Source organism: Bradyrhizobium sp. Mp19, from assembly GCF_029952935.1.
Lineage (GTDB): Bacteria > Pseudomonadota > Alphaproteobacteria > Rhizobiales > Xanthobacteraceae > Bradyrhizobium > Bradyrhizobium elkanii.
In genome coordinates this window covers 105409-132276 of record NZ_JASAUT010000013.1, presented here as the reverse complement: position 1 = coordinate 132276, position 26868 = coordinate 105409, and the positions used below count along the sequence as shown (strand labels likewise).

The 26868-nt window shown below is 64.5% G+C and carries 29 protein-coding genes; 20 read left to right on the top strand and 9 right to left on the bottom strand.

Annotated elements, in window-relative coordinates; genetic code table 11:
• Positions 1 to 161: 161 nt before the first annotated feature.
• Positions 162 to 2147: a PAS domain-containing sensor histidine kinase gene (locus QJT82_RS17490; protein ID WP_051447858.1), complete on the top strand. Its 1986-nt coding sequence runs from the start codon at positions 162 to 164 to the stop codon at positions 2145 to 2147.
• A gap of 15 nt (positions 2148 to 2162) precedes the next feature.
• On the opposite strand, the gene QJT82_RS17485 is transcribed toward QJT82_RS17490, so the two are convergent.
• Together QJT82_RS17485 and QJT82_RS17480 are read right to left on the bottom strand one after the other, a co-directional pair.
• Entirely contained in the window at positions 2163 to 2345 is a 183-nt protein-coding gene (locus QJT82_RS17485; protein WP_225646739.1) for a hypothetical protein, read from the bottom strand.
• 169 nt (positions 2346 to 2514) lie between these two features.
• On the bottom strand, positions 2515 to 2823 hold the full coding sequence (locus QJT82_RS17480; RefSeq protein WP_035631559.1) for a hypothetical protein: 309 nt from the start codon (positions 2821 to 2823) through the stop codon (positions 2515 to 2517).
• 61 nt (positions 2824 to 2884) lie between these two features.
• Between QJT82_RS17480 and QJT82_RS17475 the strand changes: the two genes are divergently transcribed.
• Positions 2885 to 3085: a DUF3072 domain-containing protein gene (locus QJT82_RS17475; protein ID WP_026192767.1), complete on the top strand. Its 201-nt coding sequence runs from the start codon at positions 2885 to 2887 to the stop codon at positions 3083 to 3085.
• Positions 3086 to 3203: 118 nt separating this feature from the next.
• Complete coding sequence (locus QJT82_RS17470) at positions 3204 to 3458, top strand: hypothetical protein (RefSeq protein ID WP_016845793.1); 255 nt, start codon at positions 3204 to 3206, stop codon at positions 3456 to 3458.
• A gap of 173 nt (positions 3459 to 3631) precedes the next feature.
• Here the strand turns inward: QJT82_RS17470 and QJT82_RS17465 are convergent, their stop codons facing one another.
• On the bottom strand, positions 3632 to 3889 hold the full coding sequence (locus QJT82_RS17465; protein WP_028340665.1) for a hypothetical protein: 258 nt from the start codon (positions 3887 to 3889) through the stop codon (positions 3632 to 3634).
• 112 nt (positions 3890 to 4001) lie between these two features.
• On the opposite strand from QJT82_RS17465, the gene QJT82_RS17460 reads away from it, so the two are divergent.
• Entirely contained in the window at positions 4002 to 6071 is a 2070-nt protein-coding gene (locus QJT82_RS17460; protein WP_028340666.1) for an ATP-dependent helicase, read from the top strand.
• Between the two features lie 159 nt (positions 6072 to 6230).
• Here QJT82_RS17460 and QJT82_RS17455 read toward each other — a convergent pair whose 3' ends face one another.
• Both QJT82_RS17455 and QJT82_RS17450 read right to left on the bottom strand, forming a co-directional pair.
• Positions 6231 to 6962, bottom strand: a complete 732-nt coding sequence (locus QJT82_RS17455) for an adenylate/guanylate cyclase domain-containing protein (protein ID WP_028340667.1) — start codon at positions 6960 to 6962, stop codon at positions 6231 to 6233.
• 85 nt (positions 6963 to 7047) lie between these two features.
• Complete coding sequence (locus QJT82_RS17450) at positions 7048 to 7299, bottom strand: PilZ domain-containing protein (protein WP_028340668.1); 252 nt, start codon at positions 7297 to 7299, stop codon at positions 7048 to 7050.
• Positions 7300 to 7563: 264 nt separating this feature from the next.
• On the opposite strand from QJT82_RS17450, the gene QJT82_RS17445 reads away from it, so the two are divergent.
• Genes QJT82_RS17445 through QJT82_RS17435 form a run of 3 tightly spaced genes read left to right on the top strand, consistent with a single transcriptional unit; the run spans position 7564 to position 10595 of the window.
• Positions 7564 to 8970 carry an MFS transporter gene (locus QJT82_RS17445; RefSeq protein ID WP_035631560.1) on the top strand — a complete coding sequence of 469 codons (1407 nt, stop codon included), beginning with the start codon at positions 7564 to 7566 and terminating at the stop codon, positions 8968 to 8970.
• A gap of 11 nt (positions 8971 to 8981) precedes the next feature.
• Positions 8982 to 10169 carry an acyl-CoA dehydrogenase family protein gene (locus QJT82_RS17440; RefSeq protein WP_051447859.1) on the top strand — a complete coding sequence of 396 codons (1188 nt, stop codon included), beginning with the start codon at positions 8982 to 8984 and terminating at the stop codon, positions 10167 to 10169.
• 24 nt (positions 10170 to 10193) lie between these two features.
• Entirely contained in the window at positions 10194 to 10595 is a 402-nt protein-coding gene (locus QJT82_RS17435) for a VOC family protein (protein ID WP_035631561.1), read from the top strand.
• Positions 10596 to 10896: 301 nt separating this feature from the next.
• Here QJT82_RS17435 and QJT82_RS17430 read toward each other — a convergent pair whose 3' ends face one another.
• Positions 10897 to 11544: a Spy/CpxP family protein refolding chaperone gene (locus tag QJT82_RS17430; RefSeq protein WP_080686744.1), complete on the bottom strand. Its 648-nt coding sequence runs from the start codon at positions 11542 to 11544 to the stop codon at positions 10897 to 10899.
• A 544-nt stretch (positions 11545 to 12088) separates the two neighbouring features.
• Between QJT82_RS17430 and QJT82_RS17425 the strand changes: the two genes are divergently transcribed.
• From QJT82_RS17425 to QJT82_RS17395, 7 genes are all read left to right on the top strand, one after another.
• Positions 12089 to 13429 (top strand): extracellular solute-binding protein, encoded by a 1341-nt coding sequence (locus QJT82_RS17425; RefSeq protein ID WP_028340671.1) that lies wholly within the window; start codon positions 12089 to 12091, stop codon positions 13427 to 13429.
• Positions 13430 to 13545: 116 nt separating this feature from the next.
• Positions 13546 to 14484: a sugar ABC transporter permease gene (locus QJT82_RS17420; protein WP_028340672.1), complete on the top strand. Its 939-nt coding sequence runs from the start codon at positions 13546 to 13548 to the stop codon at positions 14482 to 14484.
• Positions 14484 to 15395, top strand: coding sequence for a carbohydrate ABC transporter permease (locus QJT82_RS17415; RefSeq protein WP_028340673.1), 912 nt, complete (start codon positions 14484 to 14486; stop codon positions 15393 to 15395). The genes QJT82_RS17420 and QJT82_RS17415 overlap by 1 nt, the downstream gene beginning before the upstream one ends.
• Positions 15396 to 15399: 4 nt before the next feature.
• The gene (gene ugpC, locus QJT82_RS17410; RefSeq protein ID WP_028340674.1) at positions 15400 to 16500 is read left to right on the top strand and encodes a sn-glycerol-3-phosphate ABC transporter ATP-binding protein UgpC; all 1101 of its coding nucleotides are present in this window, start codon (positions 15400 to 15402) and stop codon (positions 16498 to 16500) included.
• Positions 16501 to 16529: 29 nt separating this feature from the next.
• The gene (locus tag QJT82_RS17405) at positions 16530 to 17519 is read left to right on the top strand and encodes a hydroxyacid dehydrogenase (protein WP_028340675.1); all 990 of its coding nucleotides are present in this window, start codon (positions 16530 to 16532) and stop codon (positions 17517 to 17519) included.
• A gap of 69 nt (positions 17520 to 17588) precedes the next feature.
• Positions 17589 to 19013 carry an amidase gene (locus QJT82_RS17400; protein WP_028340676.1) on the top strand — a complete coding sequence of 475 codons (1425 nt, stop codon included), beginning with the start codon at positions 17589 to 17591 and terminating at the stop codon, positions 19011 to 19013.
• A 142-nt stretch (positions 19014 to 19155) separates the two neighbouring features.
• Positions 19156 to 19791 carry a hypothetical protein gene (locus QJT82_RS17395; protein WP_051447860.1) on the top strand — a complete coding sequence of 212 codons (636 nt, stop codon included), beginning with the start codon at positions 19156 to 19158 and terminating at the stop codon, positions 19789 to 19791.
• A gap of 1 nt (position 19792) precedes the next feature.
• On the opposite strand, the gene QJT82_RS17390 is transcribed toward QJT82_RS17395, so the two are convergent.
• Positions 19793 to 20317, bottom strand: a complete 525-nt coding sequence (locus QJT82_RS17390; RefSeq protein WP_028340677.1) for a DUF1993 domain-containing protein — start codon at positions 20315 to 20317, stop codon at positions 19793 to 19795.
• 85 nt (positions 20318 to 20402) lie between these two features.
• On the opposite strand from QJT82_RS17390, the gene QJT82_RS17385 reads away from it, so the two are divergent.
• Positions 20403 to 21176, top strand: coding sequence for a transporter substrate-binding domain-containing protein (locus QJT82_RS17385; RefSeq protein ID WP_035631564.1), 774 nt, complete (start codon positions 20403 to 20405; stop codon positions 21174 to 21176).
• Positions 21177 to 21348: 172 nt separating this feature from the next.
• Positions 21349 to 22161 (top strand): DUF2147 domain-containing protein, encoded by an 813-nt coding sequence (locus QJT82_RS17380; protein ID WP_028340679.1) that lies wholly within the window; start codon positions 21349 to 21351, stop codon positions 22159 to 22161.
• Positions 22162 to 22319: 158 nt separating this feature from the next.
• On the opposite strand, the gene QJT82_RS17375 is transcribed toward QJT82_RS17380, so the two are convergent.
• Complete coding sequence (locus tag QJT82_RS17375; RefSeq protein ID WP_028340680.1) at positions 22320 to 22724, bottom strand: cupin domain-containing protein; 405 nt, start codon at positions 22722 to 22724, stop codon at positions 22320 to 22322.
• Positions 22725 to 22747: 23 nt separating this feature from the next.
• The gene (locus QJT82_RS17370; protein WP_028340681.1) at positions 22748 to 23446 is read right to left on the bottom strand and encodes a ribonuclease activity regulator RraA; all 699 of its coding nucleotides are present in this window, start codon (positions 23444 to 23446) and stop codon (positions 22748 to 22750) included.
• A gap of 211 nt (positions 23447 to 23657) precedes the next feature.
• Here QJT82_RS17370 and pxpB point away from each other — a divergent pair, with 211 nt between their 5' ends.
• The 4 genes from pxpB to QJT82_RS17350 all read left to right on the top strand — a co-directional run bounded on the left by pxpB (position 23658) and on the right by QJT82_RS17350 (position 26803).
• Complete coding sequence (gene pxpB / locus QJT82_RS17365; RefSeq protein ID WP_028340682.1) at positions 23658 to 24389, top strand: 5-oxoprolinase subunit PxpB; 732 nt, start codon at positions 23658 to 23660, stop codon at positions 24387 to 24389.
• On the top strand, positions 24386 to 25420 hold the full coding sequence (locus tag QJT82_RS17360) for a biotin-dependent carboxyltransferase family protein (RefSeq protein WP_028340683.1): 1035 nt from the start codon (positions 24386 to 24388) through the stop codon (positions 25418 to 25420). The genes pxpB and QJT82_RS17360 overlap by 4 nt, the downstream gene beginning before the upstream one ends.
• Positions 25421 to 25479: 59 nt before the next feature.
• A complete protein-coding gene (locus QJT82_RS17355; RefSeq protein ID WP_028340684.1) occupies positions 25480 to 26253 on the top strand; it encodes a 5-oxoprolinase subunit PxpA in 774 nt (257 codons plus the stop codon).
• A 151-nt stretch (positions 26254 to 26404) separates the two neighbouring features.
• Positions 26405 to 26803, top strand: a complete 399-nt coding sequence (locus tag QJT82_RS17350; RefSeq protein WP_051447861.1) for a hypothetical protein — start codon at positions 26405 to 26407, stop codon at positions 26801 to 26803.
• Positions 26804 to 26868: the final 65 nt, after the last annotated feature.

Sequence of the window (26868 nt, the reverse complement as noted above, 5' to 3'; positions counted from 1 at the left end):
CGCAAACCGAGTACCTTAATCGCGACTGGAACCAAAAAGTTCCAACCGCCGGCGGGACTTTTCTGAAGGCCAACCCAAGCCGGTCGGATTACCCCGCGGTCCTCGTGTTCGCATGGAACATTGGCTTTCCCCGCGCGTTTCGGGCGGGGGCAGGATCGGTGATGGTTAAGAAATCAGAACAGCTCGAACGCGGTATTGTTGCGAACCGGCGCGATTTTCGGCCGGATGGCGGCGTGGTCGACTACGCCATTTGCATGCTCGCCCCCGATGGCCGGGTCATCAACTGGAACAAGGGCGCTGAGCGCATCACCGGCTATCCGGCCAAGGCGAGCCTCGGCAAGCACTTCTCGATCTTCTATCCTGCCGAAGACCGCGCATCCGGCGTTCCGGCGAAAGCGCTGCAGATGGCGCGGAAGGAAAAGCACTCAGCGGCCGAAGGCTGGTGTCTCCGCAAGGACGGATCGCAATTCTACGCCGCTGTGGTCATCGATCCGATCCATGAGAAGCGCAAGCTTGTCGGCTACGTGATGGTCATCCGCGACATCGCCGAGCGGCATCAGGCGCGCGAGGACCTCGAGGCCAGCGAAAGTCAGTTCCGTCTGCTGGTGAGCAATGTCACCGACTATGCGCTCTATATGCTGACGCCGGCCGGTATCGTTGCCAATTGGAACGCCGGCGGTGAGCGCATCAAGGGCTATTCGCCCGGCGAAATCATCGGCCAGAGCTTCGCGCGGTTCTATACGCCGGCCGATCAGGCCGCGGGCAAGCCGGCCCGCGCGCTCAAGATCGCGGACGAGACCGGGCACTACGAAGAGGATGGCTGGCGGGTCCGCAAGGACGGTTCGTTCTTCTGGGCGAGCGTCGTGATCGATCCGATCCGCGACAGCGACGGCAGCCTGGTCGGCTTTGCCAAGATCACACGGGACATTTCCGAGCGGCGCGAGGCGCAACAGAAGCTCGAACAGGTGCAGCGACAGCTGGCGGAATCGCAGAAGATGGATGCGCTGGGTCAGTTGACCGGCGGCGTCGCGCACGACTTCAACAACCTGCTGATGATCATTTCCGGCAACCTGCACCGGATCAAGCGCGAGGTGACAAGCGAGCGGAGCAAGCTTGCGCTCAGCGCGATCGAAACCGCATCCGAGCGTGCCGCGTCCCTGACCAGGCAGCTCCTCACCTTCGCGCGTCGGCAGAGTGTCAATCCGCAGACCATCAATGTCACTGAGCGGATCACCGCGGTGCGCGAGGTTTTGACCAGCGCACTCGGCGGCGCGATCAAGCTGAACATGGAGATCCGAGCGGATCTCTGGCCGATCTTCGTCGATCCGACCGAATTCGAGACCGCGCTGATCAACCTCGTGGTCAATGCGCGGGATGCGATGCCCGGCGGCGGCACGCTGACCATCGCGGCGCGCAATGTCCCGGAAGCCGCCCAGGTGGTCGTCAGCGTTACCGACACCGGCGAAGGCATTCCTGACGATGTCATGAACAGGGTCTTTGATCCCTTCTTCACTACCAAGCCGGTCGGCAAAGGGACTGGCCTTGGGTTGTCCCAGGTTCACGGTTTCGCGCACCAGGCGGATGGCCGGGTCGAGATTACAAGCGCGCTCGGCAAGGGCACGACGGTCAGCATCTACCTGCCGCGGGGGACTGCGGCCGCAAAGTGCACGGCTACGGGGCGCAGCGTGCCCGGCTCGGCCACGATCCTGCTGATCGAGGACAATCCCGCCGTCGCCGATGCGAGCACGGGCCTGCTCGAACAGCTCGGTTACACCGTGCACTGGGCGTCGAACGCAGAGGCCGCCTTGTCGGAAATCGACACCAACGGGATCGACGTTGTGTTCAGCGACATCGTCATGCCCGGCAGGATCGACGGACTGAAGCTGGCGCGCACGATCCGCGACAGGAAGCCCGAGCTGCCGATCCTGCTGACGACAGGCTACAGCGAGAGCGCGCGCGACGTGAGGTCCGACTTTCCGGTGCTGCGCAAGCCGTACCACATCCACGACCTCAGCCGCGAACTCGCGAAGTTGACGGGGCACGGGGTCGACAACGCGACGGGCGGCCCGTCCGCCGACGCTTCGGGCGAGTTCGATGCCATCGCGCGTGACGTCGCGGCCAGGCCAAAGGCGAAAGCCCGCTCCTAGTGCAAAATGGAAAGGCTAGCGTTCCGCCGGCCAGCTACGCCGCACCAATTGCACCCGCTCGATGCGGCTGCATTGCTCGCAGCGGTACTGAAGGATATCCCTGCCCTCACTGCCCGGATGGCTGCTCTCGAGCCGCATCGTCCTGATGCAGCTGATGCAGGAGATCAGCGTCAGCAACGGACTGCGATCGTCATTCATCGATGCCCGCGGTGGCGCGGTCGGATCGGCGATCATGGCGCTGGGCGATGCTATGGTGTTGGCTCTCACCACAAGAAAATGCAGATCCTGCGGCTCGGGTTCCCGCCTTGAAACCTGATTTGGGCCTGAGCCGCTGTTCGAGGCTCCCTTCTTTGGTCGAACGGCCCGATCACACCCGAGCGTTGCTGTGACTGGGCCCGGGCTTTTTCGCCTTGTCAAGCTTGACCTTCGCACCGGCACGGTCCTCGAAGCTCCGGCTGAGCCGCTCCCGCACCGTGGGGAGACGCTCGCCGCCGCCGGCGGCCTTCCACCGGCCGACGAGCTCGGCCACTTCGGCTCGCATCGCCATCAGCCGGTACGACGCTTCACTGCAATCGAGGTCGCGGTTGACCTGATCCCGGATCGACGCCTCGACCAAGGTCATCTCGGCTCGCAACGTGCTGATCTTGCGCCGAATTTCATTGATTTTATTGTCCATGGCTTGTTAGAACAAAAATAGAACATATTGTCAAGTCACCATCCAGCAAGCGAGGCAAGCAATGAGCGTGGCAGCGGTAAGATATGGTGGGGTTGCGGAGCGCCTTGGCGGGCTGATGACCCGCGCCCAGGCGCTGCGGTTGAGGAGCCTTGCCGAGGAGGCCTATCAGCCGAACCAGTACGCGCGCGACCTGACGTCCGAGGAAGCCGAACGGCGCATCGATGCGCTGAAGGCAGAGATCGCGCTGGCGGATTCTTTCTGAACCGTCCGCTCCAACCAGCCCGGACGTCCCCTTAAGGCTTTGATATAGCGGCACAGCTAGGTCTGTTCCTGTTATTGCTGCTTTGTCCTATTGCTGCTTGGTCCTGGGGGAGCCTGACGTGCTGGAGCTGGAGAAGCGGTCGCCGCTTGCGTTCCCGATTACGCTGAAGGACGGGCGAACGCTCGCGACGGTTGGCGACGCCGCGGACTACCTGTCCGCGCTGAACCTGGATCAGCGTGAGCGCGGCTACTGGAAGACGGCGATCATGATGTTCAACAACGCCATGCGCGAGCCGGGCTATCTGAAGATCGCAACCATGAACCTCCGGTCCGCGCTCGTGTATGACCGCCTGGTCGACGACGTTGGCTCCTGATTGTGGTGCGGCGGCTACAGCCGAATCGGCGGTGGTTGCGTAAGGCCCTGTTCGTTATGGCCGCAAACAAGGTAACGGCGGTACACGCGACGGCCAGGCGCGCAATGCGCTTCAGCCGTACTCTCGGGCCGCCTTGGAGGGCCAAGGGAACACCAGGGCGGCTCATTTTCCTTTCAAAGCAATTTCGCGCGGACGAACAGGATCCGCAACGCGTTGGTCGCTTGCACCGTCAGCATGGCGTTCCCGGCCGCTCTCTCGAGCGCAACCAGCGCCTCATCATGCAGCGAGCGGAACTCCATCCATTCGACGGCGCTGAGATTGCTGATGAAGCGATAGGCCTGGCCGACGGTTGCGAGCGTCACCGTCTCGCCGTTTAGCCGCACCTTGAACGTCGCCTTCAGCGGCGTGTCGGATTTGGATACGTCACCCATGGCGGGGTTGTGCGCCGCGCCACGTTAATGTCAATCTAATTTCTCTGCGTCCGCCTCGGCGCGTCGGCCCCAATGAATCGCATTGTCTGTTAGCGTTTCGTGGGGGTGATTCGTGACTGATCTTGCCAACACGGCCTATCTCGATGCGCTCAATGCCGAGCAGCGCCGTGCGGTCGAGCACGGGGTCGGCAAGGATTGCATCGTCGGCGCGCCGCTGTTGGTGATCGCGGGCGCGGGGTCCGGCAAGACCAACACGCTCGCCCATCGAGTCGCACATCTGATCGTCGCTGGCGCCGATCCGCGCCGCATCCTGTTGATGACCTTTTCGCGGCGCGCCGCCGCCGAGATGGCCGGCCGCGTCGAGCGCATTGCGCGCCGCGTGCTCGGCGATCGCGCCTCGGTCATGACCGATGCGCTGAACTGGGCCGGCACGTTCCACGGCATCGGCGCTCGGCTGCTGCGCGAATTCGCCGAGCGTATCGGCCTCGACCCGGCCTTCACGATCCATGACCGCGAGGATTCCGCCGACCTGATCAATCTGGTCCGCCACGATCTCGGTTTCTCCCGCACCGAAAGCCGGTTCCCCACCAAGGGCACCTGCCTTGCAATTTATTCGCGCTGCGTGAACGCGGAGATGCCGATCGAGGCCGTGCTCGGCCAGTTCTTCCCGTGGTGCTCCGGCTGGGCCAATGAATTGAAACAGCTGTTCGGCGCCTATGTCGAAGCCAAGCAGCGGCAGAACGTGCTCGATTACGACGACCTCCTGCTCTACTGGGCGCAGATGGTGACGGACGCCGCGCTGGCCGAGGAGATCGGCGGCCGCTTCGATCATGTGATGGTCGACGAATATCAGGACACCAACCGCCTGCAGTCCTCGATCCTGCTCGCACTCAAGCCCGCGGGACGCGGGCTCACCGTGGTCGGTGACGACGCGCAGTCGATCTATTCGTTCCGCGCCGCCACCGTGCGCAACATCCTCGACTTCCCGGCCCAGTTCAGCCCGGCCGCCGAGATCGTCACGCTCGACCGCAACTATCGCTCGACGCAGCCGATCCTGTCGGCCGCCAATGGCGTGATCTCGCTCGCCAAGGAGCGCTTCACCAAGAACCTGTGGACCGACCGGACCTCGACCCGCAAGCCGCTGCTCGTCACGATCCGCGACGAGGCCGATCAGGCCTGTTACATTGTCGAGCAGGTGCTGGCCAATCGCGAGGAAGGCACCCTGTTGAAGCACCAGGCGGTGCTGTTCCGCACCTCCTCGCACAGCGGACCGCTGGAGGTCGAACTGACCCGCCGCAACATTCCGTTCGTGAAATTCGGCGGCCTCAAATTCCTCGACGCCGCGCATGTCAAGGACATGCTGGCGCTGCTGCGCTTCGCCGCCAATCCACGCGACCGGGTTGCAGGTTTTCGCATCCTGCATCTGTTGCCCGGCGTCGGACCGGCCTCGGCACAGCGGGTGCTCGACCGCATGACCGAGGCCGCCGATCCGATTGCTGCGCTCGTTGCACTGCCCGCTCCCCCCCGCGCCGGTGCGGACTGGCGGCTGTTCGTGGAGACCATCGAGAACCTCCGCTACTCGGAATGGCCCGTCGACATCGAACGCGCCCGCCTCTGGTACGAGCCGCATCTCGATCGCATCCACGAGGACAGCGAGGTGCGCCGCGCCGATCTCATCCAACTCGAGCAGATCGCCGCCGGCTACCCGTCACGCGAACGTTTCCTCACCGAACTCACGCTCGATCCACCCGATGCGACCAGCGACCAGGCTGGCGTGCCGCTGCTCGATGAGGATTATCTGATCCTGTCGACGATCCATTCCGCCAAGGGGCAGGAATGGAAATCCGTCTATGTGCTCAATGTCGTCGACGGCTGCATGCCCTCCGACCTCGGCGCCGGCACGTCGGCCGAACTCGAGGAGGAGCGCCGCCTGCTCTATGTCGCGATGACCCGCGCCAAGGACGATCTGCATCTGCTGGTGCCGCAGCGCTTCTTCGTTCACGGCCAGGCCGCCAAGGGCGACCGCCACATGTACGCCTCGCGCACCCGCTTCATCCCGGAACGACTGCTGCCGATGTTCGAGCGCACCACCTGGCCGCGCGCCGCGACCGCGCAGGCATCCTCGGCCAACCGCGCGCCGCCGATCGACATCGGCGCCCGGATGCGCGGCATGTGGCGCTGACGCCGGTTCAAAAAAATTTGGCTTGGGCGGGACGAAGCCGCCGGCCTCGCGTTGAGGCGCCGTTCGTAATCGGCAAACGACCATCCCCGACGGCTTCGGCGCGCAGTTGCACGCTGGAGCCGTCTTTTTTGCTCCGCGTCAATTCACGCGAAAGCCAATTCACGCAGGAAACAATGTGACGGGCTGGTCGAAGCCCTTCAGGGTGTAGTCGGCACCGGCTGCCGTGATCATGTCGCGGGTTCGATCCCGCACCGCCGTCGTCACGAGAATCTCGCCTGACTTGGCGGCCGCCTGCGCGCGTGCCGCGCGGTTGACCACCGTGCCGACTGCCGTCAGGTCGCGGTGCGCCTGGCCGAACTCACCGAAATTGGTGTCACCGCTATCCATCCCGATTCCTATGCCGATCTCGATGTCGCCGGCACCGATCGCCCGCACCAGCGCGTCGTGCCTGTCGCGAAAACTACGCTGGATCTGGCGCGCCGCGAGCAAGGCCTGCACGGCATGATCGCCGCGCCGCACCGGGAAATTGAAGATCGCGAACACGGCGTCGCCGATGGTCTTGTTGAGGATGCCGTCATAGCGCCAGATCGCGGCGGCGCAGTCGTCGTAGAACGCGTCGAGCAGCGAGGTCAGCCCGTCCTGCGCGATGGTCTGCGTCAGCGTGGTGTAGCCGCGCAGATCGGCGAACAGGATGGTGGCGTCGATCGTCACGGCGCGCGCTTTCATGATCTTCGAGAAGGCCATCTCGCAGATCGTGCACACATTCGGGTTCATCCGGCTCGGACGGACGCCGAACAGACGGAACGGCGCCGACAAGGGACCGCGCAACGGGATCGGCATATGCAGGTTTTGCCAGCAGCCAAGGCAGATCGTTGCAGGTTCCGGAGTCATCGGCGGATCACCTGCTGTTCCAGCAACGAAACCCGGGCCCGTTGGCACGCTGGTTCATGGGCGTCCCCAATCGAGATTGCCGCGCTCAGGCGGTCGCCACGAAACTCACTCCAATTCGCGACTTCTTACTCCAGATCACCTGGCACTCATAGACAACCGAGGCGTCGCGGGCCATCACCAGGCAGAATCGGTGCGGGACGAAGGCCGGATTCTCAACCTCAATGGCTGCCCCTTCCGGCGAGATGTTCACGATCGTGCAATGCATGACCGAACCGCCCGACGAGATGTAGCCGGGTTCATTGACCTCGGTTCGCGGATGCTTGCGTTTTTCGTCCACCCAACCTGCTCCCCGCCTTCTTCACGTAAACGTGGGCGATCGGCATTGCAGGAGTCAACGGCTCCGGCGGCCCCCATCGGGCTTTCGCACCACCATTTGTGCGCAGCAGTAAGCCGAACCGCTTATCGCGCCAGTGCAGATGAGCCCCGCGTCGGCGCGGCTTGTCGTTCGTGCAGGCGCGAGGATAGCCTCATCCTATGGGCGATGCGCTGGCGCGACGCACGCTCCGAACAATAATGAACAGGCGCCATGGGGAAACGCGCCATGTTCGAGATTCTCGATCGCCGGACGACTCTGACCGGCAACCAGATCAAGATCCTTGCGGCGGCCATCATCGGCGATGCGCTGGAATTCTTCGACTACTTCCTGATCGGCTTCGTGCTCGCGTTCCTGATCGGGCCCTGGAAACTCACCTTCGGCCAGTCGGCCACCGTGCTGATGAGCTCCGGCATCGGCGCCATCCTCGGCGCCTACCTCTGGGGCTGGCTCGCCGACCGGGTCGGGCGGCGTATCGTGTTCATCGGCACGGTGCTGAACTTCTCGATCGCAACCGGCCTGCTCTACTTCACGCCCGATAATGGCTGGGTCTACCTGGCAATCCTGCGCTTCTTCGTCGGCACCGGCGTCGGCGGTCTTTATTGTGTCGACTTGCCGCTGGTGCAGGAGTTCATGCCCTCGCACAAGCGCGGCTGGGTCGGCGGCCTCGTCACCTGCGTGATCCCGCTCGGCGTCGGCCTCGGCGCGGTGCTGGGAGCCGTCATGGGAACCGATCAGTGGCGGCTGTTGTTTGCGATCGGCGTGCTGCCGTCGGTCCTGGTGCTGCTGGTTCGGATCTGGGTCCCGGAGTCGCCGCGCTGGCTGTGCCGGCAAGGACGCTATGACGAAGCCCGCAAGTCGCTGGCCTGGGCGCTGCAGGTTCAGCCCTCCGAACTGCCATTGCCGAGCGCAGCCGACGCCGGTCCGATCGTCACGACGAGCTGGTTCGACCTCTTCAAATATCCGCGCAGCCTGATCGTCTCCTGGCTCGGCAATGCCGGCGCGCAGACCGGCGTCTACGGCATCACGCTATGGGCCCCCGCGCTGTTCGTGCTGCTGCTGAAGGTGACGCCGCAGGAAGCCGCCAAGATGATGATCCTGCTCAGCATCACCGGCTTCCTCGGCCGCATCTCGTTCTCCTGGTTCTCTGAGCTGCTCGGACGGCGCGTTGCCGGCGGCCTGCTCGGCTTCGGCGCCGGCGCGCTGACGATCATTGCCGGCTACCACTACGACGCGACTTTGTTCGGCATGTCGGCGTTCTGGCTGCTGCTGGCCGCCACCTTCTTCTTCGCCGACGGCGGCTTTGCGATCGTCGGGCCCTACGCGGCGGAGGTCTGGCCGTCGCATCTGCGCACCACGGGGATGGGATCGGCCTATGGCTTCGGCGGCATCGGCAAGATCATCGGGCCGGTCGGCCTTGCGCTGATCGTCGGCTCGAACAACTACCTCAAGCCCGACGTGCCACTGACCCAGATCCCGACCGCCTTCGTCTATCTCGGCTGCTGGTTCCTGATGGCGGGGGCCGTCTATCTGTTCTTCGGGCTCGAGACCCGGGGCAAGTCGATCGAGCAGATCGATAAGGAGCTCAACGCGACGGCCGATGTCGCGGCCTCCGCAACGATCCGGCGCGCCTGAGGGAGGCGAACATGAATGTGACTGCTGCGGACCTTACCGGTGATCGCGACGTGATCGCCCGCGCCGAGGCGATCAGGGACGCGGTGGCGGCCGCCTCCAACGATATCGAAACGACGCGCCGCCTGCCGCCCGACCTGCTCGACCGGCTGCATGAGGCGCGGCTGTTCCGCCTGCTGCTGCCGCGTTCAAGCAACGGGATCGAAACCGATCCCGTCACCTTCTTCCATGCCATCGAGACCATCGCCAAGGCGGATGCCTCGACGGCGTGGTGCCTGAGCCAGGCCGGCGGCTGCGCGATGTCGGCGGCCTATCTCGACCTGCCGGTCGCGCAGGAGGTGTTTGCCGACCCACGTGCCGTGCTCGCCTGGGGCCCCGGCCCGAAGGTCAGGGCGATCGAGTGCGAGGGGGGTTACCGCGTCACCGGGGTCTGGTCGTTTGCTTCGGGCGGGCGGCACGCCACCTGGCTCGGCGCGCACTGCCCGGTCTATGCCGCGGACGGCTCGCCGCGCCGGGATGCCAATGGCGAGCAGATCGAGCGCACCATGCTGGTGCGGACCGAGGACGTCGCGTGGACCGATATCTGGAACACGGTCGGATTGCGCGGCACCGCCAGCGACCAGTTCGCGCTCGACGACTTCTTCGTCCGCGCGGACCATTCGATCACCCGCGAATTCGACCGCGAGTGCCGCGAGGACGGCCCGCTATACCGGATGAGCAACCACACCTGCTACCAGATCGGCTTTGCCGGGGTCGCCTGCGGCACTGCCCGCAGCGCGCTCGACAATTTCGTCGACGTCGCCCGCAACAAGGTGCCGCGCGGCATGAAGAAGACGCTGCGGGACAATGCCGTGGTGCAGTCCGGCCTCGCCCAGGCCGAGGTCAATCTGCGCGCCGCCCGCACTTTCCTGCTGCAGTCGATGGCCGACATCTGGAAGGACCTGGTTGCCGGCAACAGCATCACGGTCGCCCAGCGCATGACGATCCGGATGGCGGCCACGCACGCCATCCACAAGGCGCGGGAGGCAGTCGATTTCGCCTACAACGCCGCCGGCGCCACCGCGATCTTCGACGGCCATCCGCTGGAGCGGCGCTTCCGCGACATCCACACCGTGACCCAGCAATTGCAGGGCCGCTTCAGTCATTTCGAGACTGTCGGCGCCTGGATGCTGGGCGTCGATGCCGACCTCAGCTTCGTTTAACCCGATTTCTCAAGGAGAAGAACCATGCCATTGGGTGGACTACAGCATTACACCATAGAGCCGCAGGACCTCGAGCGCACCAAGGAGTTCTATTGCGATGTGCTCGGGCTCGAGAACGGCGAACGGCCACCGCTCGATTTCCCCGGCTACTGGCTCTATTCCGGCGGCCAGGCCACAGTCCATTTAATGGGCACCCGCAAGCCGCGCGACGGCATCGTGGTGCGCGGCACCGAGAAGAAATATGACGACACCGGCCGCCTCGACCATATCGCCTTTGCCGCCAGCGACGTCGAGGCCGTGCGCAAGCGCCTGCAGTCGAAGAACGTCACCTTCCGCGAACAGATCGTGCCGCGCACCGGCGACACCCAGATATTCTTGTACGATCCGGACGGCGTCGGCGTGGAGCTGAACTTCCCGAACAGCTGAGCACCGACGTTCGAGCGTCGCGATGGCCGGGCATGCCGTCCGAAGGACGGCGTCGCTTCCGCTCGCCTATGCCCGGCGATTCACGGCTTTGTCCGCGCTGGCCTCGGGCGCTGTGGATGGTTCCCGACAAGGCCCTGACTCGGCCATCACTCGGGCGTGATCCGGTCCGTTTTTCTTCAACATTGAATGACGAATTAACCGAGCCGCGCCGCTGCGGCAGAATAGCCGGGTGCTGCGCCTTTAACCTACCCCAGGGCTTGGTGGCCCGGCTATTCGTCCCCACTTGGCCGGCGAGATTTCCTCAGTCGAGCCCGCGTTCGTGGCTCAGGCGGACCATTTCGTTGATGAAGATTTGTTTCTGCTTGTCGTCGAGGCTGGCAAACAGCGGCTCGGCGGCGTCGGCGACGCCGCGCTGATCGACCGCCCGGTCATTGAGGAACTGGGCCTCGTTGCGCATCTGCTCGATGATGTCATCCGGTGGATCGCGCTGCGCCCGCGCGATGCGCAGGTTGAGGCGGTCGGCGCCGTTGTGGCCGAGATAGTGCATCGCACTGTTGAAGCCGGCCCAATTCTTCTCCTGCTCCGGCGTCAGGTTGAGCTCCTTCTTGATCCGTTCGATGTTGGCGTCGCTGTTGGCGACGATCTGTTCGGCTGTCAGCTGCGGCGCGCCGGCCTGGGTCAGCACGGTCGGCGCTTGCTTCGCGCCCTTGTCCTTGGCGGCGGCCTTGGCCGACTTGGAGGCCTTGGCGCCGGCCGCCGGGGCCTGTGCGTTCTTGCCGCTGCCGGGAGCGTTATTGCCATTGTTGCCGGTCAGTACTCCGGTGACGCCGGTCACCACTCCGACGACGCCGCCGATCGCTCCGCCGAGAACGCCGCCGACCGGCCCGGCGGCCTTGTTGCCCTCGCGCGCACCCTTTTCGACGCCCTGCACGATCTGCGCGTCGACCATATGAGGCACTGCGAGCAACGCGACGGTGGCGGCCCCAACCGCGGCGCACAATCTCCATTGCGCTCGCAGCTTCGCTACCGGGATGAGCATGATCGGGTCTCCGTGATCGGTGGTGGATTGCGGAATTGATGCGGGGGTAGGTTCGACGAATCCGGACTTTAGCGTTTCCGGCTTCGGCAAGTCTATCGGCCGCGCCGGGCATCACCATGGCGGAACAGAGTTCGCCGAGGCTTGACCGGAAACCTGCGGCTCAACCGCGCACCGTCTGCTTCCTTGTCTGCATCACCGCCCGCGTGCGTCGCAGCATGATCGCAAGACGCGCGGCAAACCGCCGGCAACTGCAATGATGCGAACGACACTGCCTGCTATTTGACCACAACGTTAGTTCTACATGGCATCAGCATCTCGTTTCTCGACAGACGCCGGCAATTCTGTTCTGATCGCTTTCAACGCAATCCCGCGACGTCGCGCAAACGCGACGCACAAAAACAACAACGGGATTCAAAAAAGTCTTTTGTCCGTTGGCTACCAGGGAGGGAATGCCATGTCACGGAAGAAGCTCTCGCGCCGAGAATTCGTCGCAGCGACAGCGCTGTCATCGGCCGCGCTGATTACAGCCCCCTACGTGCGTGGCGCCTATGCAGCCGGAAAGCTCTCGATGGGCTTCTGGGATCACTGGGTGCCCGGCGCGAACAGTGCGTCCACCGAGCTGGTCAATGAATGGGCTGCCAAGGAGAAAGTCGAGGTCCAGATCGACTACATCACCAGCCAGGGCAACAAGAACATCGTCACCATCGCCGCCGAGGCGCAGGCGAAATCCGGTCACGATATTTTCCAGATGCCGACATGGTGGCCGCAGGCCAACGCCGAGCTGCTCGAGCCGGTCAACGACATCATGGATCCGCTCCTCAAGCTGAACGGCGACGTCAACGGCACGGTGAAATATCTCGGCCAGGCCGGCGGCAAATGGCTCGGCGTACCCGCCAGCGTCGGCAGCCAGATCAAGGGTCCCTGCTCGCGCATCGACCTGATGAAGAAACACGCCAACATCGACGTGCAGGAGATGTATCCGGTCGGAAGCGAGCCGAAAGCCGATAACTGGACCCTCGATACGTTCCTCAAGGCGGCTGAAGCCTGCCACAAGGCCGGATTCCCGTTCGGTATCGGCCTCGGCGAAACCAGCGACAGCGTCGACACCGCCGGCGCGATCTTCCAGTCGTTCGGCGCGCAGCTGGTCGATGCGAAGGGCAACCTCACCGTCAAGACCGACGCGGTGCGCCAGGCCCTCGACTACTACAAGAAGCTGCTCGCCTTCCTGCCGCCCGATGTGGCGGCATGGGACGACGCGTCCAACAACAAGTGGCTGGTCGCCGGCAAAGGCGCGATGATCCTGAATCCGCCGAGCGCGTGGGCGGTCGCCAAGCGCGATGCTCCGCAAGTCGCGGAGCAATGCTGGACGCACGGGTTCCCGGCCGGGCCGAAGGGACGCTTCGCGCCCTATCTGCCGTTCTTCTGGTCGATCTGGTCGTTCTCGAAGAACAAGGAGGCGGCCAAGAGCCTGCTGTCCCACCTGTCGCAACCTGCATCGATCGAGAAGATGGTGGTCGCAAGCGGTGGCTATGACCTGCCGGCCTACGAAAAGCTCACGACCTTGAAGGTCTGGGCGGAGCAAGCGCCGCCAAAGGGGACGCTCTACCACTATCCGAACCCCTACAAGCACCAGACGCTGTCGATTGCGGCCTCGCCCGCGCCGCCCAAGATCGCGCAGCAGATCTACTTCCAGGCCACGCTGACCAAGATGTGCCTGCGGTACTACCAGGGTGAAAGCATGGAAAAGACACTCGCCTGGGCCGAGGGCGAGTGCGAAGGCTTCATGCGAAGCTGACGACAAGCGAGGTCTCGCGCGACCGCCCGTAATGTTGGCCGCGCGAGGTCCCGTCTTCACATCCCAGCCGTCGGACCGGCGAGCTGTGCAACCAACCCGCGCGAGGGACCTGCGTTATGGTTGATGTCGCATTCCAATCCAACCGCGCAGCCGCTGCCCAGACGGGACGAAGGCGCGTCGGCCTGCGCAACGCGCTGCGGCGCAAGTCGATGGCCGCGTTCCTGATGACCTTGCCGCTGATCCTCCTGATCGCGATCCTGGTGCTCTACCCGGCCCTCTACTCCTTGCACCTTGCGACGCTGAACAAGGCGATGACGAAGTTCGTCGGGTTCGGCAATTTCGAGTTCCTGTTCAAGCGCGACACCTTCTGGCTGGTGGTCAAGCAATCCTGCATTTTCGCGATCTCGGCGGTGATCTTCAAAGCCCTGATCGGCTTCATCGTCGCGCATTTCGTGCACAACGTACCCGCCAACAAGCAGCGCAAGTGGCGCGGCATGCTGCTGGTGCCGTGGGTGATCCCGCCGGCGATGAGCACGCTGGCGTGGCTCTGGCTGTTCGACCCCTCCTACAGCGCCTTCAACTACACGCTTTCCTTCTTCGGCATCGGGCCGATCCCGTGGACCGGCGATGCGATGTGGGCGCGCTTCTCGGTGATCCTGGTCAACGTCTGGTACGGCGCGCCGTTCTTCATGATCATGTATCTGGCGGCGTTGAAATCGGTACCCGACCAGCTTTATGAGGCGGCCGCGATCGACGGCGCCAATTGGTGGCAGCGCATCTGGTACGTGACCCTGCCGATGATGCGCAACATCATCGCGATCACGACGCTGTTCTCCCTGATCGTGACCTTCGCCAATTTCGACATCGTGCGCATCCTGACCGCGGGCGGCCCGCTCGACCACACCCATATCTTCGCCACCTGGGCATTCCGCGTCGGCATCGAGGGCAGCGATGTGCCGCTCGGCGCCAGCGTTTCGCTGTTCATGGTGCCGATCCTCGCGGTCGCGGCGATCTTCATCCTGCGCGACATCACCAAACGCGGGAACGAAGCCTGATGAGCTCGCTGACGATCGACAAGTCCGGACCGACCCGCAAGGTGAAGTACGGCAGCATGAGCCGCGACCGCGCCTGGGCGCTACGCTGGTCCTATTTCTTCCTGGTGCTGTTTGCGATCTTTTCGCTGGTGCCGCCGCTCTACATGCTGATCACCTCGCTGAAGAGCAGCGCGGAGATTTCCGCGGCGACCAACCCGTGGTGGGTATATCATCCGACGCTCTCCAACTACGCCGAGTTGCTGACCTCGAATCAGTTCCTGCGCTTCTTCTGGAATTCGGCCTGGGTCTCGATCATCGTGGTCACCATCACGATGCTGATCAGCGTGCCGGCGGCTTTTGCGCTGGCACGGATGAAGTTCTGGGGCTCGGCCACGCTCGCGACCGGCGTATTCCTGACCTACCTTATCCCCGACAGCCTGCTGTTCATCCCGCTGTTCAAGATGTTCGCGGTGATCGGCGACTGGACCGGCATCCAGCTCATCAATCGCTGGTATGTCCTGCTGTTCATCTATCCGACGCTGACGGTGCCGTTCTGCACCTGGATCATGATCGGCTATTTCGCCTCGATCCCGAAGGAGCTCGACGAGGCCGCGATCATCGACGGCGCGAGCTGGTTCCAGACGCTGACCCGCATCTTCATCCCGGTCGCCCTGCCCGGCCTGATCGCGGCCACGATCTTTGCCTTCACCGTCTCCTGGGCTCAGTTCCTCTATCCGCTGGTGTTCACGACATCGACCGATCAGCTGGTGCTGCCGGTCGGCATCATCACGACCCTGATCAAGGGTGACGTCTTCAACTGGGGACAGATCATGACCGGCGCCCTGCTCGGCGCCGCGCCGCCGCTGATCATCTACGCCTTCCTGATGGACTACTACATTGCCGGCCTGACCGCCGGTGCGACAAAGGGTTGAACTTATGGCTGACGTCAGTTTGCGGAAGGTTGTGAAGCGTTACGATGAGGTCGAGGCGGTGCGCGGCATCGACCTTGATATCGCCGACCATGAGTTCGTGGTGCTGGTCGGGCCGAGCGGCTGCGGCAAGTCGACGACGCTGCGGATGATCGCCGGCCTCGAGGACATTTCCGACGGCGACATCATGATCGGCGGCGACGTTGTCAACGACGTGCCGCCGAAGGACCGCGACATCGCGATGGTGTTCCAGAACTATGCGCTCTATCCGCATATGACCGTTGCCGAGAACATGTCGTTCGGTCTGCGGCTGAAGCACTATCCCAAGGCGGAGATCAAGAGCCGGGTCACCGAGGCCGCCCGCATGCTCGACATCACCGATCTGATCGATCGCAAGCCGAAGCAGCTCTCCGGCGGCCAGCGCCAGCGCGTCGCGATGGGGCGGGCGATCGTGCGCAATCCGAAGGTGTTCCTGTTCGACGAGCCGCTGTCCAACCTCGACGCCAAGCTGCGCGTGCAGATGCGGATCGAGATCAAGAAGGTGCATCAGAAGGTCCGCACCACGACGGTCTACGTCACCCACGACCAGGTCGAGGCGATGACGCTCGCCGACCGCGTGGTGGTGATGAACCACGGCAGGATCGAGCAGATCGGCACGCCCAACGAGCTCTACCACAAGCCGGCGACCCGGTTCGTCGCAAGCTTCATCGGCTCGCCCGCGATGAACTTCGTGCCCTGTCGGCTCGAGGACACCGCAGGCAAGCTCAACGTGCGGCTGACCGATCGCCTCGCTTTCGCGCTGCCGCCGGCACGCGCCGCCCGCTACCAGGCGCTCTCCCGCACCGACAAGCTGTTGCTGGGCATCCGGCCCGAGCACGTCATGGAGGCGCGGCCGCATGCCGAACCGGGCGTCGAGCCGTTCGACGCGACGCTTGACGTCACCGAGCCGATGGGGATGGAGACCTTGGTCTATTTCACGCTCGAGGGCACCCAGGTCTGCGGCCGGGTCAATCCCAATGCCGGTGCGCAGGATGGCAGCCCGCTCCGATTGGCTGTGGACCTCAACAATATGCATTTGCTAAACGAGGTGACCGGCGCCGTCCTTTGACGGCGCACAAGAAACCTCAAGGGCAGGAAATGGCCACCAACAAGAAGAAGATCTTTATTACCCAGACTCTGTCGCCGGGGGCACGGGTGCTCCTCAACGAGCGGGACGACGTCGAACTCATCGAATTTCCCAACCTGATCTCCGCCAAGGACTTTCAGACCATGCTCGAGCAGCATGCGCCGGTCCATGGCGTGGCGCTCGGCGCAACCCGCTTCGGCGAGGCGGAGCTGGAGGCGTCCAAGGGCATGATGGTGGTGACCCGGATCGGCGTCGGCTATGACGCCGTCGATGTTCCGGCGCTGTCGCGCCGCAAGGTGCCGCTGATGGTCGCAGGCACCGCGAACTCGCCGTCGGTCGCCGAACAAGCCTTGTTCATGATGCTGACGCTGGCCAAGCGCGCGCAGGAAATGCACACGATGGTCAAGGACGGCACCTGGGCGAGCCGGCTCGGCGTGCTGCCGTTCGACCTCTACGGCAAGACCGTGCTGATCGTGGGCTTCGGCCGCATCGGCTCCCGCACCGCCAAGCGCTGCCTCGCCATGGAAATGAACGTGCTGGTCTACGATCCCTACAAGCCCGCCAGCGAGATCACCGCGACCGGCTGCGAGGCCGTGTCGAGCCTCGAAGCGGCGCTGCCGCGGGCGGACTTCGTCACCATCCACTGTCCGAAGAATCCCGAAACGGTCGGGCTGTTCAATGCCGCGCGGATGCGGCTGATGAAGCCGACCGCCTATCTCATCAACACCGCCCGCGGCGGCATCGTCGACGAGAAGGCGCTGCACGACGCGCTGGTGTCGGGCAAGCTCGCCGGCGCCGGCCTCGACGTGTTCGAGGTCGAACCGCCGCCGGTCGGCCAGCCCCTGCACGCTTTGCCCAACGTGATCATGGCGCCGCACGTCGCGGGCGTCACGGTCGAGGCCGTCGATCGCATGAGCGAGCAGACCGCACGCAATATCCTCAGCGTGCTGGATGGCAATCCGCTGCGCCAGAATGTGATCAACCAGGACGTCCTCGGCTGAGCTTTCAGCCTTCCTCGTTTGCGCCGTGGCCGATCCGAAAAGATCGGCCCGGCGATGCGGAGTACCCACATGGCCTTCAAGGAATTCGGCAACTACGACGCGGTCGGTCTCGCCGAGCTCGTCCGCAACAAGGACGTGACGCCGAAGGATCTGCTCGACGAGGCGATCACGCGCACCGCCGCCGTCGATCCCAAGATCAACGCTGTTGTCGTCAAGCATTACGACTATGCCGAGCGCCAGATCGCCAAGGGGTTGCCTGACGGTCCCTTCACCGGCGTGCCGTTCCTGCTGAAGGACCTCGATCTGCTCGAGGGCACCCGCACCACGTCGGGCGCCAGCCTGCTGAAGGACTTCGTCGCGGATCACAACGGCACCCTGGCCCAGCGCTTCCTCGATGCCGGGCTTGCAATCTTCGGCAAGAGCTCGAGCCCGGAATTCGGGCTGATGCCGACGACGGAATCCCGCCTGTTCGGCCCGACCCGCAATCCCTGGAATCTCGACCATTCCTCCGGCGGCTCGTCCGGCGGCGCTGGCGCTGCGGTCGCAGCCCGCATCCTGCCCGTCGCGCATGCCAGCGACGGCGGCGGCTCGATCCGGATCCCCGCCTCCGCTTCCGGCGTGTTCGGCATGAAGCCGACGCGCGCCCGCAACCCGGTGGGTCCCGATCGCGGCGAAGGCTGGGGCGGCTTCTCCGTAGGCCATGTACTCAGCATCAGCGTCCGCGACAGCGCGGTCATGATGGATGCGATCCACGGCCCGGAGCCATCGAGCCTCTATGTCGCGCCGCCGCCGGAGCGGCCGTTCTCGCAGGAAGTCGGCCGCGATCCCGGCCATTTGCGCATCAGCTTCACCGACAAGTCGCCCTATGGCGATGCCATTGATCCCGAGATCGCCGCGGCGGTGCGCGACGTGGCCAAGCTGCTGGCGGGCCTCGGCCATCATGTCGAGGAGCGCGCGCCGCCGCTTGCCGCCGATCCCGCCGCAGTCATGACGACCATCGTCGGCGGCAACACCGCGCTGACCGTCCGTCTGCTCGAGCAGCGCGTCGGGCGCACCCTGACGTCGGACGATGTCGAGCGGCTGACGCTCGCCAGCGGCCAGAACTCGGCCAAGATGACGCCGGCCGACTACGTCGCCGCGCAGCTTGGGGCATTCCAGATCTCGCGCGCGCTTGCGACCTTCTTCGAGGGTTGCGACATCTTCCTCAGCCCGACGCTGTGCGCGCCGCCGCTCCGCCTCGGCGAGCTCAACACGATGTCCGAGGACCTGACCCACATCGCGCCGGTGCTGCGCCGCTACATGCCGGGCACCTCGATGTTCAACATGTCCGGACAGCCGGCGATGTCGGTGCCGCTGGCCTGGAACAAGGCCGGTCTGCCGCTCGGCATGATGTTCGCGGCCAAGCTCGGCGAGGAAGGACTGCTGTTCCGCCTGGCCGGCCAGCTCGAACAGGTCCGCCCCTGGAAGGACCGGCGTCCGCCGGTTTGTGCCTAGCGACGCTTTCAAGCGAAGCGGATCCCGCTTCGCTTCAAGGCTGCGCGCCGGAACCGCCGGGGCTGACAAAGGATAGTCAGATCAGGTAGATAGGGAGGGCGTCGGCACGATTCCGCGCGCCGTCAGCCTGGGAGACCAAACCGTGAATGATCCGACCGACAATGCGCTGGCCGCAATCGCGAGCATTCTCGACCAGACGACCACACCTCCCGAGACCTCCAAATCGACCGACAAGACGGCGGACAAGCCAGTTGAGCCCGCCGCGGAGCCGCCGGCCTCGATAGCAATGCCGCCGCCTTTGCCGCCGTCCATCCAGATCGTGTCCGTCACGGCCGTGTCCGTCGAGGCCGCGCCTGCCGAGCCGACGGCGGTCGAGCCGCCTCCGATCGAGGAGCCCGAACCGGTCGAACAGCCTGAGCCAAGTGAAGCTGAGCCAAGCGAACCGGAGCCGAGCGAGCCGGAAGCGGAGCCGGAGCCGATCCAGCCGCCGCCCCAAGCGATCGAGGCCAATGGCTATTCGAAATCCGGCCCAGGCCCGATGGCCGCGCTGCGCTTCCGCTGGACGGTGCGCCAGGACGGCGCCCAATATTATGTCGACGAGACCGTCGGCGAGGCATCGACCCCACTCGTCAACGGCCCGATGGACGGGGATGCCGCGATCAGATTCGTCGACGATCGCGAGGCCGAAGCGCGGCGGCGTTTCGAGCATTTCAAGCACGAGATGCTCAGCCGCTCTGCGAGCGCCGTTCAGGCGAACAGGGATAGCAACGAAGCCTAGTCTAGCCCTGCGGTGGCCTCGGTGGTCCCAGAAAGTCCTTCTTCGCGAGGTCGACACCGGCATGACGCAGGATGTCGTAGGCCGTTGCGACATGGAAGAAGAACTGCGGGACGCTGAAGGTCAGGATCAGGGACTTGCCGGTGAATGGCCTGGTCGCGCCGCTCCGGAACGTGAAGACGACATCCTTGCCGGCGGCGGCGTTGATCACTTCCCGCGGCAGGCTCTGCGCAAAATCAATCGTGGCCGCAATCCGCGCCTTCAGATCGGCGATGCCAGGCGTTGCGTCGGCGAAGACCGGCGGCGCGCACCCTGCCAGCAGCGCGCAGCTCAGCACGACATGCCGGTTCGCCTCCCCGACCTGCTGGCGAAGGCTGTACATGTTCGGCGAGAGCCGCATTCCGAGCAGCACGTCAGATTCGATCTTGCGAGCCCTGGCGTAGGCTTCCGCGTGATCGAGCAACGCTGAAAGATTGCGCAGATACGGCACATAAACGCCGACGGATGCTTCGTGGAGCGAGATGGTCATTTTGCGCCCGCCATGCTGGCTCGATCGTCCCATCTGGTCTAAATGCTCCGCAACGACATGTCATCGGAATTGACGGAGAAGTTTGATGTTTCGCGCGCTCGCCGGCCTCGCTCTGGCTTTGCTCCTGTCTGCCGCGCACGCGCAGCAGGCGCCGTCCCGGCTCGATGAGATCGTCAAGCACGGTATCCTGCGCGTCGGCATGACCGGCGACTACTTGCCCTTCACCTATCTCGACAAGGAGACCAAGGCCTTCCGCGGCTTCGATGTCGACATGGCGCAGTCGCTCGGCAAGGCGCTCGGCGTTAAGGTCGAGTTCGTGCCGACATCGTGGCCGCAGATGACCAGGGATTTCGAGGCAGACAATTTCGACATCGCGATGGGCGGTGTCTCCATCACGTTCGACCGGCAGAAGAAGGGCCTGTTCTCGACCCCGATCATGCGCGAAGGCAAGACGCCGATCGCGCGCTGCGCCGACAAAGGCAAGTTTGAGACGATCGCCGAGATCGACAAGCCCGGCACCCGCGTCATCGTCAATCCCGGCGGCACCAATGAGCGCTTCGCGCGCGCACATGTGAAAACCGCCGAGATCCGGGTCTTCAACGACAACACCAGGATCTTCGACGAGATTGCCAAGGGCGACGCCGACCTGATGATGACCGATGCGTCCGAGACGCGCTATCAGCAGAAGCTGCACCCCGGCGTGCTGTGCGCCGTGCATCCCGACAAGCCGTTCGACTTCGCGGAAAAGGCCTATTGGATGCAGCGCGACGTCGCATTGAAGGCGTTCGTCGACCAATGGCTTCACATTGCGCGCGAAGATGGGAGCTACGCGAAGATCTACGCCGCGTGGTTCGAATAGCCTGCGTCACGCGCATAATTTGAAGCGCGCGGCCTGAAACCAGACCGCAATCCGGCGATTTGAACCTAAGCCGCAAGGATACGACTTATGTTCTGACCGTGATCTGGGACACGTTCAACGAGGCGGTCATCGGATAGCCTTGCGAACGGAGTTCCCTGCACCGGAGATCGAGATGAGAAAGCTTCTGGCGATCGCCACGCTCCTACTTGCGAGCATGGCCGCAGCGCAGGCGCAGTACACATTCGATTACGGCGGCCGCACCATTCGCATCGATCCCGATCGCGGCACGGTTTCGATCCCCGGCGTCTACGACAATACCGGCCGCCGCGCCAAGCGCGCCAAAAGCGAGGACACCGAGCAGAAGCGCAAGGCTCCGAAGGAAGCCAGGACGGACACCAAGACGGATTCCCAGATCGCGCCGCCGGGCGCGCCCGCGGCGGCTGCTCCGCAGGCCGTTGATCCGGCCGCCGTCCCGCCAGAGCCTGCCGCAACAACGACAGAGCCGGCCGGCACGGGTGTCGCGGCCACGCCGCCTTCAGCTACCGCAGCGACCACGCCACCGCCAGCGCCGCCAGCCGTCCAGCAAACTGCTGCACCGGCCGCAAAGCCCACCACCGCTCCAACCGTTGGTGCCGCCTCGCCGAGCGCTCCGGTGCCCAAGCCGCTTGCCAATCCCGTGCAAGCAGCGAACTCGCCGCTCGGCGTCTGGCTCACCGAAGAGAAGGAAGGCAAAATCCGCATCGAGCAATGTGGTGCCAATCTCTGCGGTTACGCCGTCGACAAGAAATCGAACGCCAACGGCGAACAGGTTCTGATCAACATGAGGCCGGGCAAGGACAAGTGGAGCGGCCGCATTTTCGATCCGAACAGCGGCAGCACCTACGATTCCACCTTGGCGATGAAGAGCCCGGACACGCTGCGCGTCCAGGGCTGTGCGTTCGGCGGCATGTTCTGCGGCGGCCAGACCTGGACGCGGGTGAATTGATCGGCCGGAATTCGTAGCCCGGATGAAGCGTAGCGAAATCCGGGATTGTTACCGCGGGAGAGATCGTCCCGGATTGCGCTTCGCTCCATCCGGGCCACGGCTTAGAAATGAAAAGCCCCGCTCGTGAGCGGGGCTTTTCCTTTCGGCCAGCAGCGGCGTCAGCCGACCTTGCCGTTGTATTCCTCGTCGGTGACGTGCTCCATCCAGGTCGAATAGACGCCATCGAGCGCCTCCTGCATGGCGATGTGGGTCATGCTGTTGCCGGGCGAGGCCCCGTGCCAGTGCTTCTCGTTCGGCGGAATCCAGACGACATCGCCGGGACGGATCTCCCTGATCGGGCCGCCCTTGGCCTGCACGCGCCCGATGCCGGAGATCACGTACAGCGTCTGTCCGAGCGGATGGGTGTGCCAGGCGGTGCGTGCGCCGGGCTCGAACGACACGCGCGAGGCGTTGAGCCGCGCCGGCGCAGGCGCCATGTTGATCGGGTCCTGCAACACGGTGCCGGTAAAATTCTCCTTCGGCGCGCGGCGGGTCGGCCGCGAGCCGGAAACGTGGATGTCCATGGGGTTACCTCCCTTTCTTGACGTTATTTCTTGGTGGCGGCGTAGCGCGCCTTGGTCTCAGCATTCATCGGATACAGGCCGGGCAGCTGGGCGCCATTGTTCACCTCGTTGACGATCCAGGCTTCCATCCGTTCCTGCTCCGGCCCCTCGGCCAGCACGTGATCGAGGAACGCCTGCGGGATCAGCACCGCGCCATCCTGGTCGGCCACCACCACGTCGTTCGGGAATACGGCAACGCCGCCGCAGCCGATCGGTTCGCCCCAGCCGACGAAGGTCAGACCTGCGACTGACGGCGGAGCCGCGTAGCCGTCGCACCACACCGGCAGGCCGGTGCCGAGCACGCCCTCGACGTCGCGCACCACGCCGTCAGTGATCAGCGCCGTCACCCCGCGCTTGGCCATGCGGGCGCAGAGGATGTCGCCGAAAATGCCGGCATCGGTGATGCCCATGGCGTCGACCACGGCAATGCAGCCCGTTGGCATCGCTTCGATCGCGGTGCGGGTCGAAATCGGCGACGACCAGGATTCCGGCGTCGCCAGATCCTCACGGGCCGGCACGAAACGCAGCGTGAAGGCCGGTCCGACCAGCCGCTTCTGCCCCGGCTTCAGCGGTTTGGTGCCGCGCATCCAGATGTTGCGCAGGCCCTTCTTGAGCAGGACGGTGGTGATGGTGGCGGTGGACACATGCGACAGCGTCGCGATCGCTTCGGCGGACAGTGACATCTGGAAAGAGTGCTCCGATGGAGGAAAAGACCGGCGCATGTTGCCGGGCAAAGGCCTTGCGTCAAGGGCTGCGCGAAAAAGCTGCGATCATCCAAATTTATCGCCGGCATGCCGATTAATTTATTGAAGTTGCTGCATCATTTTGCACGAAGCGAATTCCGTTTTATCCCGAAACACGCTAGCTTGATGGCCGACGACAGCGCTTAACCCAATGGCCGAACCCTTAAGTCCTCCCCGCCTTTTGCCGAGTGGCGACAGCGCCATCACGGTGGAATTCAGCCGCACCATCGATGACGCCGCCAACCGGCGGGTGCTGGCGCTCGACCGCGTCATCGCTGCCGAGCCGATCGCCGGCATCACCGAGACCGTGCCGACCTACCGGTCGCTGCTGGTGCATTACGACCCCGTCCAGATCACTTTCGATGCGCTCGGCGAGCAACTGCTGGCACGCGCCGCCAAGGCGCCGCCGACCGAGACCGGAACGCGGCGTTGGCGCATCCCGGTGACCTATGGCGGCGAGCACGGCATCGATCTCGAGGATGTCGCGAAGGCGCTCAAAACCACGCCCGACCAGATCGTGGCGCGCCATGTCGCCGGCGACTATCGCGTCGCCATGATCGGCTTCACGCCAGGCTGGTCATATCTCAGCGGACTGGAGAAGTTCCTGCACATGCCCCGGCGCAAGGATCCGCGGCTGCTGACCCCAGCCGGCACCATCTCGATCGGCGGCATCCAGACCGGCGTGCAGTGCCTGGCCGGCCCGAGCGGCTGGCACCTGCTCGGCCGCACCCCGGTGCGGACCTACCAGTTGCATCGCGATCCGACCTTCCTGCTGGAGCCGGGCGACGCCATCACCTTCACGGCGGTCGACGCCAAGACCTTTGCCGAACAGGACCGCGCCGCCGAGGCCGGCGAGTTCGTCGCTGAACTGGTGACGCCATGAGCAAGCTCGTCGTCACCTCGATCGGCCCGGCAAGCTCGGTGCAGGACGCTGGTCGTCCGGGCTCGCAGCGCTACGGTCTCGTGCCGAGCGGTGCGATGGACCGGCTTGCGCTGGCCGTCGCCAATACGCTGGTCGGCAATGACCTGTTCGCCGCCGCGGTCGAGATCGGCCCGTTCGGCGCCAGCTTCACCGCACGCGGCGGCGCGGTGCGCGTCGCCCTCGCCGGCGCGTCGCGCAATGCGGATATCGGCGGCCGGCCCGTCGCGTTCGAAAGCTCGGCGACGCTTGCCGAAGGTGAGACGCTCAATCTCGGCTTCGCACGCGGCGGCTCGTTCAGCTATCTGGCGATCGAGCACGGCATCGAGGGCGAACCGATGTTCGGCAGCCTCGCCGTCAACGCTCGCGCCGGGCTCGGCAGTCCCTATCCACGGCCGCTACAAAGCGGCGACGAGTTGAAGACGCAAGCTGCCAGTGGCGCGCCCGAGCGCCGCATCGAATTGCCCGCCTCGACCGATGCGCCGATCCGCATCGTGTTCGGCCCGCAGGACGACGAGTTCGCCGAGGACAACAAGAAGCTGTTGGTCGACAGCGAGTGGAAGATCTCGGCGACCAGCGACCGCATGGGCTACCGCCTCGAAGGTCCCGTCATCAAGCATCTCGACGGCCACAACATCGTCTCCGACGGCACCGTGAACGGCAGCATCCAGGTGCCCGGCAATGGGCAGCCGATCGTGCTGATGCCGGACCGCGGCACCAGCGGCGGCTATCCGAAGATCGCAACGGTGATCACGGCCGATTTCGGCCGCTTCGCGCAGATCACGGCCGGCCGGCCGTTCCGCTTCAAGGCGGTGACGATGGCAGAAGCGCAGGCCGAGGCGATCAAGTTCCACGAGCTGCTGCGTTCCCTGCCCGACCGCCTCCGCGGCATTGAGGATTTCGGTCTCAACATCGAGGCGCTGAGAGATGCTAACGTCGCGGGCCAGGCCGTCAGCGCCATCGACGCCACGACCTGGCAGGTCGCCGTGCCCTAGAGCATGATCCGGCATGCTCAAGCAAACGAGCCCATCAACAACAAAACGGATCGATCGTCATGACCTCAACCATCGACCTCAATTGCGATCTCGGCGAAAGCTTTGGCCCCTGGGAGATGGGCAATGATGCCGCGATGATCGAGCTTGCGACCTCGGTCAACGTTGCCTGCGGCTTTCATGCCGGCGATGCCGACATCATGCGCAAGACGGTCGAGCTCGCGAAGGCGCGCGGCGTCAGCGTCGGCGCCCATCCCGGCTACCGCGACCTGCACGGCTTTGGCCGCCGGCCGATGCCGGGACTGACGTCCTCGGAGATCGAGAACCTGATCGCCTATCAGATCGGCGCCCTGCAGGCGATCGCGACCGCGGCCGGCCACAAGGTCACCCATGTGAAGGCGCACGGCGCGATTTCCAACGTCGCCTGCGAGGACGACATGACCGCAAGGGCGATCGCCACTGCGATCAAGGCGGTCGATCCGAGCCTCGTGTTCGTGGTGCTGGCGAATTCGAAACTGGTGCGTGCCGGCGAGGCTGCCAATCTGCGCATGGCGCATGAGGTGTTTGCCGATCGCGCCTATGAGGACGACGGCAACCTGGTGTCGCGCAAGAAGCCCGGTGCGGTGCTGCATGATCCCAAGGCGATTGCCGATCGTGTGGTGCGGATGGTGCAGGACGGTGCGGTCGTCTCGGTCACCGGCAAGGTGATCAAGATGCAGACCGATACCGTCTGCATCCACGGCGACACGCGCGGTGCCGTCGAGATTGCGCGCGGCCTGCGCGAGGCGCTGAAGCAGGCGGGTATCACCGTCGCGCCGTTCAAGACCGCGCACTGAGCCGCGAACGCATCGATCAAAAAAGGGCTGGCCGCCGCGCCGGCCCTTTTAGATTCCGTTAAGAGTCTTCTTAAACCCAAACTTGCCGTTTGATTGTTAGGTGCAGCTTCCGAGCCTTTGATTGTCCTCTTAGGAAATTGGGTACGAAAGCATGTTCCGCACCAGCCTCTCCCTCACCATCGCCGCGGTTGCTACCGCCGCCTTCACCAGCGCGGCATCCGCCGGCTGCTACAGCTGCTATACGCCGCCGCCGCAGCCGTGCACGACCTGCTATCAGGTGCAGAGCGTGCCGCCGCAATATCGCACGGTGCAGGAAACCGTCATGGTGGCACCGGGCCGCGTCGTCGCGCATCGCACGCCGGCACAGTACCGCACCGTGATGGTGCCGAAGACGGTGATGGTCGCGCCCGAAGGCCTCGCCTATGAGCGCATCCCGCCGCAATACGCCACCCAGGAGCGCGTGCAGATGGTCTCGCCGGGCTATTCCTACTATGCGCCGGTTCAGCCGACCTGCAACACCTGCGGCGGCGGCTACGGATACGGCTACTGAGCTGTCAGCATCCAGCCAACACAAAGCCGCCGCCTGCGGATATCAGGCGGCGGCTTTTGCATGTT

Coding starts and splice junctions, on each gene's coding strand:
- QJT82_RS17435 (WP_035631561.1), top strand. CDS start 10,194: ATGCCATTGGGTGGACTACAGCATTACACCATAGAGCCGCAGGACCTC.
- QJT82_RS17485 (WP_225646739.1), bottom strand. CDS start 2,345: ATGAATGACGATCGCAGTCCGTTGCTGACGCTGATCTCCTGCATCAGC.
- pxpB (WP_028340682.1), top strand. CDS start 23,658: ATGGCCGAACCCTTAAGTCCTCCCCGCCTTTTGCCGAGTGGCGACAGC.
- QJT82_RS17350 (WP_051447861.1), top strand. CDS start 26,405: ATGTTCCGCACCAGCCTCTCCCTCACCATCGCCGCGGTTGCTACCGCC.
- QJT82_RS17385 (WP_035631564.1), top strand. CDS start 20,403: ATGTTTCGCGCGCTCGCCGGCCTCGCTCTGGCTTTGCTCCTGTCTGCC.
- QJT82_RS17440 (WP_051447859.1), top strand. CDS start 8,982: ATGAATGTGACTGCTGCGGACCTTACCGGTGATCGCGACGTGATCGCC.
- QJT82_RS17360 (WP_028340683.1), top strand. CDS start 24,386: ATGAGCAAGCTCGTCGTCACCTCGATCGGCCCGGCAAGCTCGGTGCAG.
- QJT82_RS17465 (WP_028340665.1), bottom strand. CDS start 3,889: ATGGGTGACGTATCCAAATCCGACACGCCGCTGAAGGCGACGTTCAAG.
- QJT82_RS17405 (WP_028340675.1), top strand. CDS start 16,530: ATGGCCACCAACAAGAAGAAGATCTTTATTACCCAGACTCTGTCGCCG.
- QJT82_RS17420 (WP_028340672.1), top strand. CDS start 13,546: ATGGTTGATGTCGCATTCCAATCCAACCGCGCAGCCGCTGCCCAGACG.
- QJT82_RS17425 (WP_028340671.1), top strand. CDS start 12,089: ATGTCACGGAAGAAGCTCTCGCGCCGAGAATTCGTCGCAGCGACAGCG.
- QJT82_RS17455 (WP_028340667.1), bottom strand. CDS start 6,962: ATGACTCCGGAACCTGCAACGATCTGCCTTGGCTGCTGGCAAAACCTG.
- QJT82_RS17355 (WP_028340684.1), top strand. CDS start 25,480: ATGACCTCAACCATCGACCTCAATTGCGATCTCGGCGAAAGCTTTGGC.
- QJT82_RS17415 (WP_028340673.1), top strand. CDS start 14,484: ATGAGCTCGCTGACGATCGACAAGTCCGGACCGACCCGCAAGGTGAAG.
- ugpC (WP_028340674.1), top strand. CDS start 15,400: ATGGCTGACGTCAGTTTGCGGAAGGTTGTGAAGCGTTACGATGAGGTC.
- QJT82_RS17380 (WP_028340679.1), top strand. CDS start 21,349: ATGAGAAAGCTTCTGGCGATCGCCACGCTCCTACTTGCGAGCATGGCC.
- QJT82_RS17400 (WP_028340676.1), top strand. CDS start 17,589: ATGGCCTTCAAGGAATTCGGCAACTACGACGCGGTCGGTCTCGCCGAG.
- QJT82_RS17480 (WP_035631559.1), bottom strand. CDS start 2,823: ATGGACAATAAAATCAATGAAATTCGGCGCAAGATCAGCACGTTGCGA.
- QJT82_RS17475 (WP_026192767.1), top strand. CDS start 2,885: ATGAGCGTGGCAGCGGTAAGATATGGTGGGGTTGCGGAGCGCCTTGGC.
- QJT82_RS17370 (WP_028340681.1), bottom strand. CDS start 23,446: ATGTCACTGTCCGCCGAAGCGATCGCGACGCTGTCGCATGTGTCCACC.
- QJT82_RS17430 (WP_080686744.1), bottom strand. CDS start 11,544: ATGGTCGACGCGCAGATCGTGCAGGGCGTCGAAAAGGGTGCGCGCGAG.
- QJT82_RS17490 (WP_051447858.1), top strand. CDS start 162: ATGGTTAAGAAATCAGAACAGCTCGAACGCGGTATTGTTGCGAACCGG.
- QJT82_RS17445 (WP_035631560.1), top strand. CDS start 7,564: ATGTTCGAGATTCTCGATCGCCGGACGACTCTGACCGGCAACCAGATC.
- QJT82_RS17375 (WP_028340680.1), bottom strand. CDS start 22,724: ATGGACATCCACGTTTCCGGCTCGCGGCCGACCCGCCGCGCGCCGAAG.
- QJT82_RS17390 (WP_028340677.1), bottom strand. CDS start 20,317: ATGACCATCTCGCTCCACGAAGCATCCGTCGGCGTTTATGTGCCGTAT.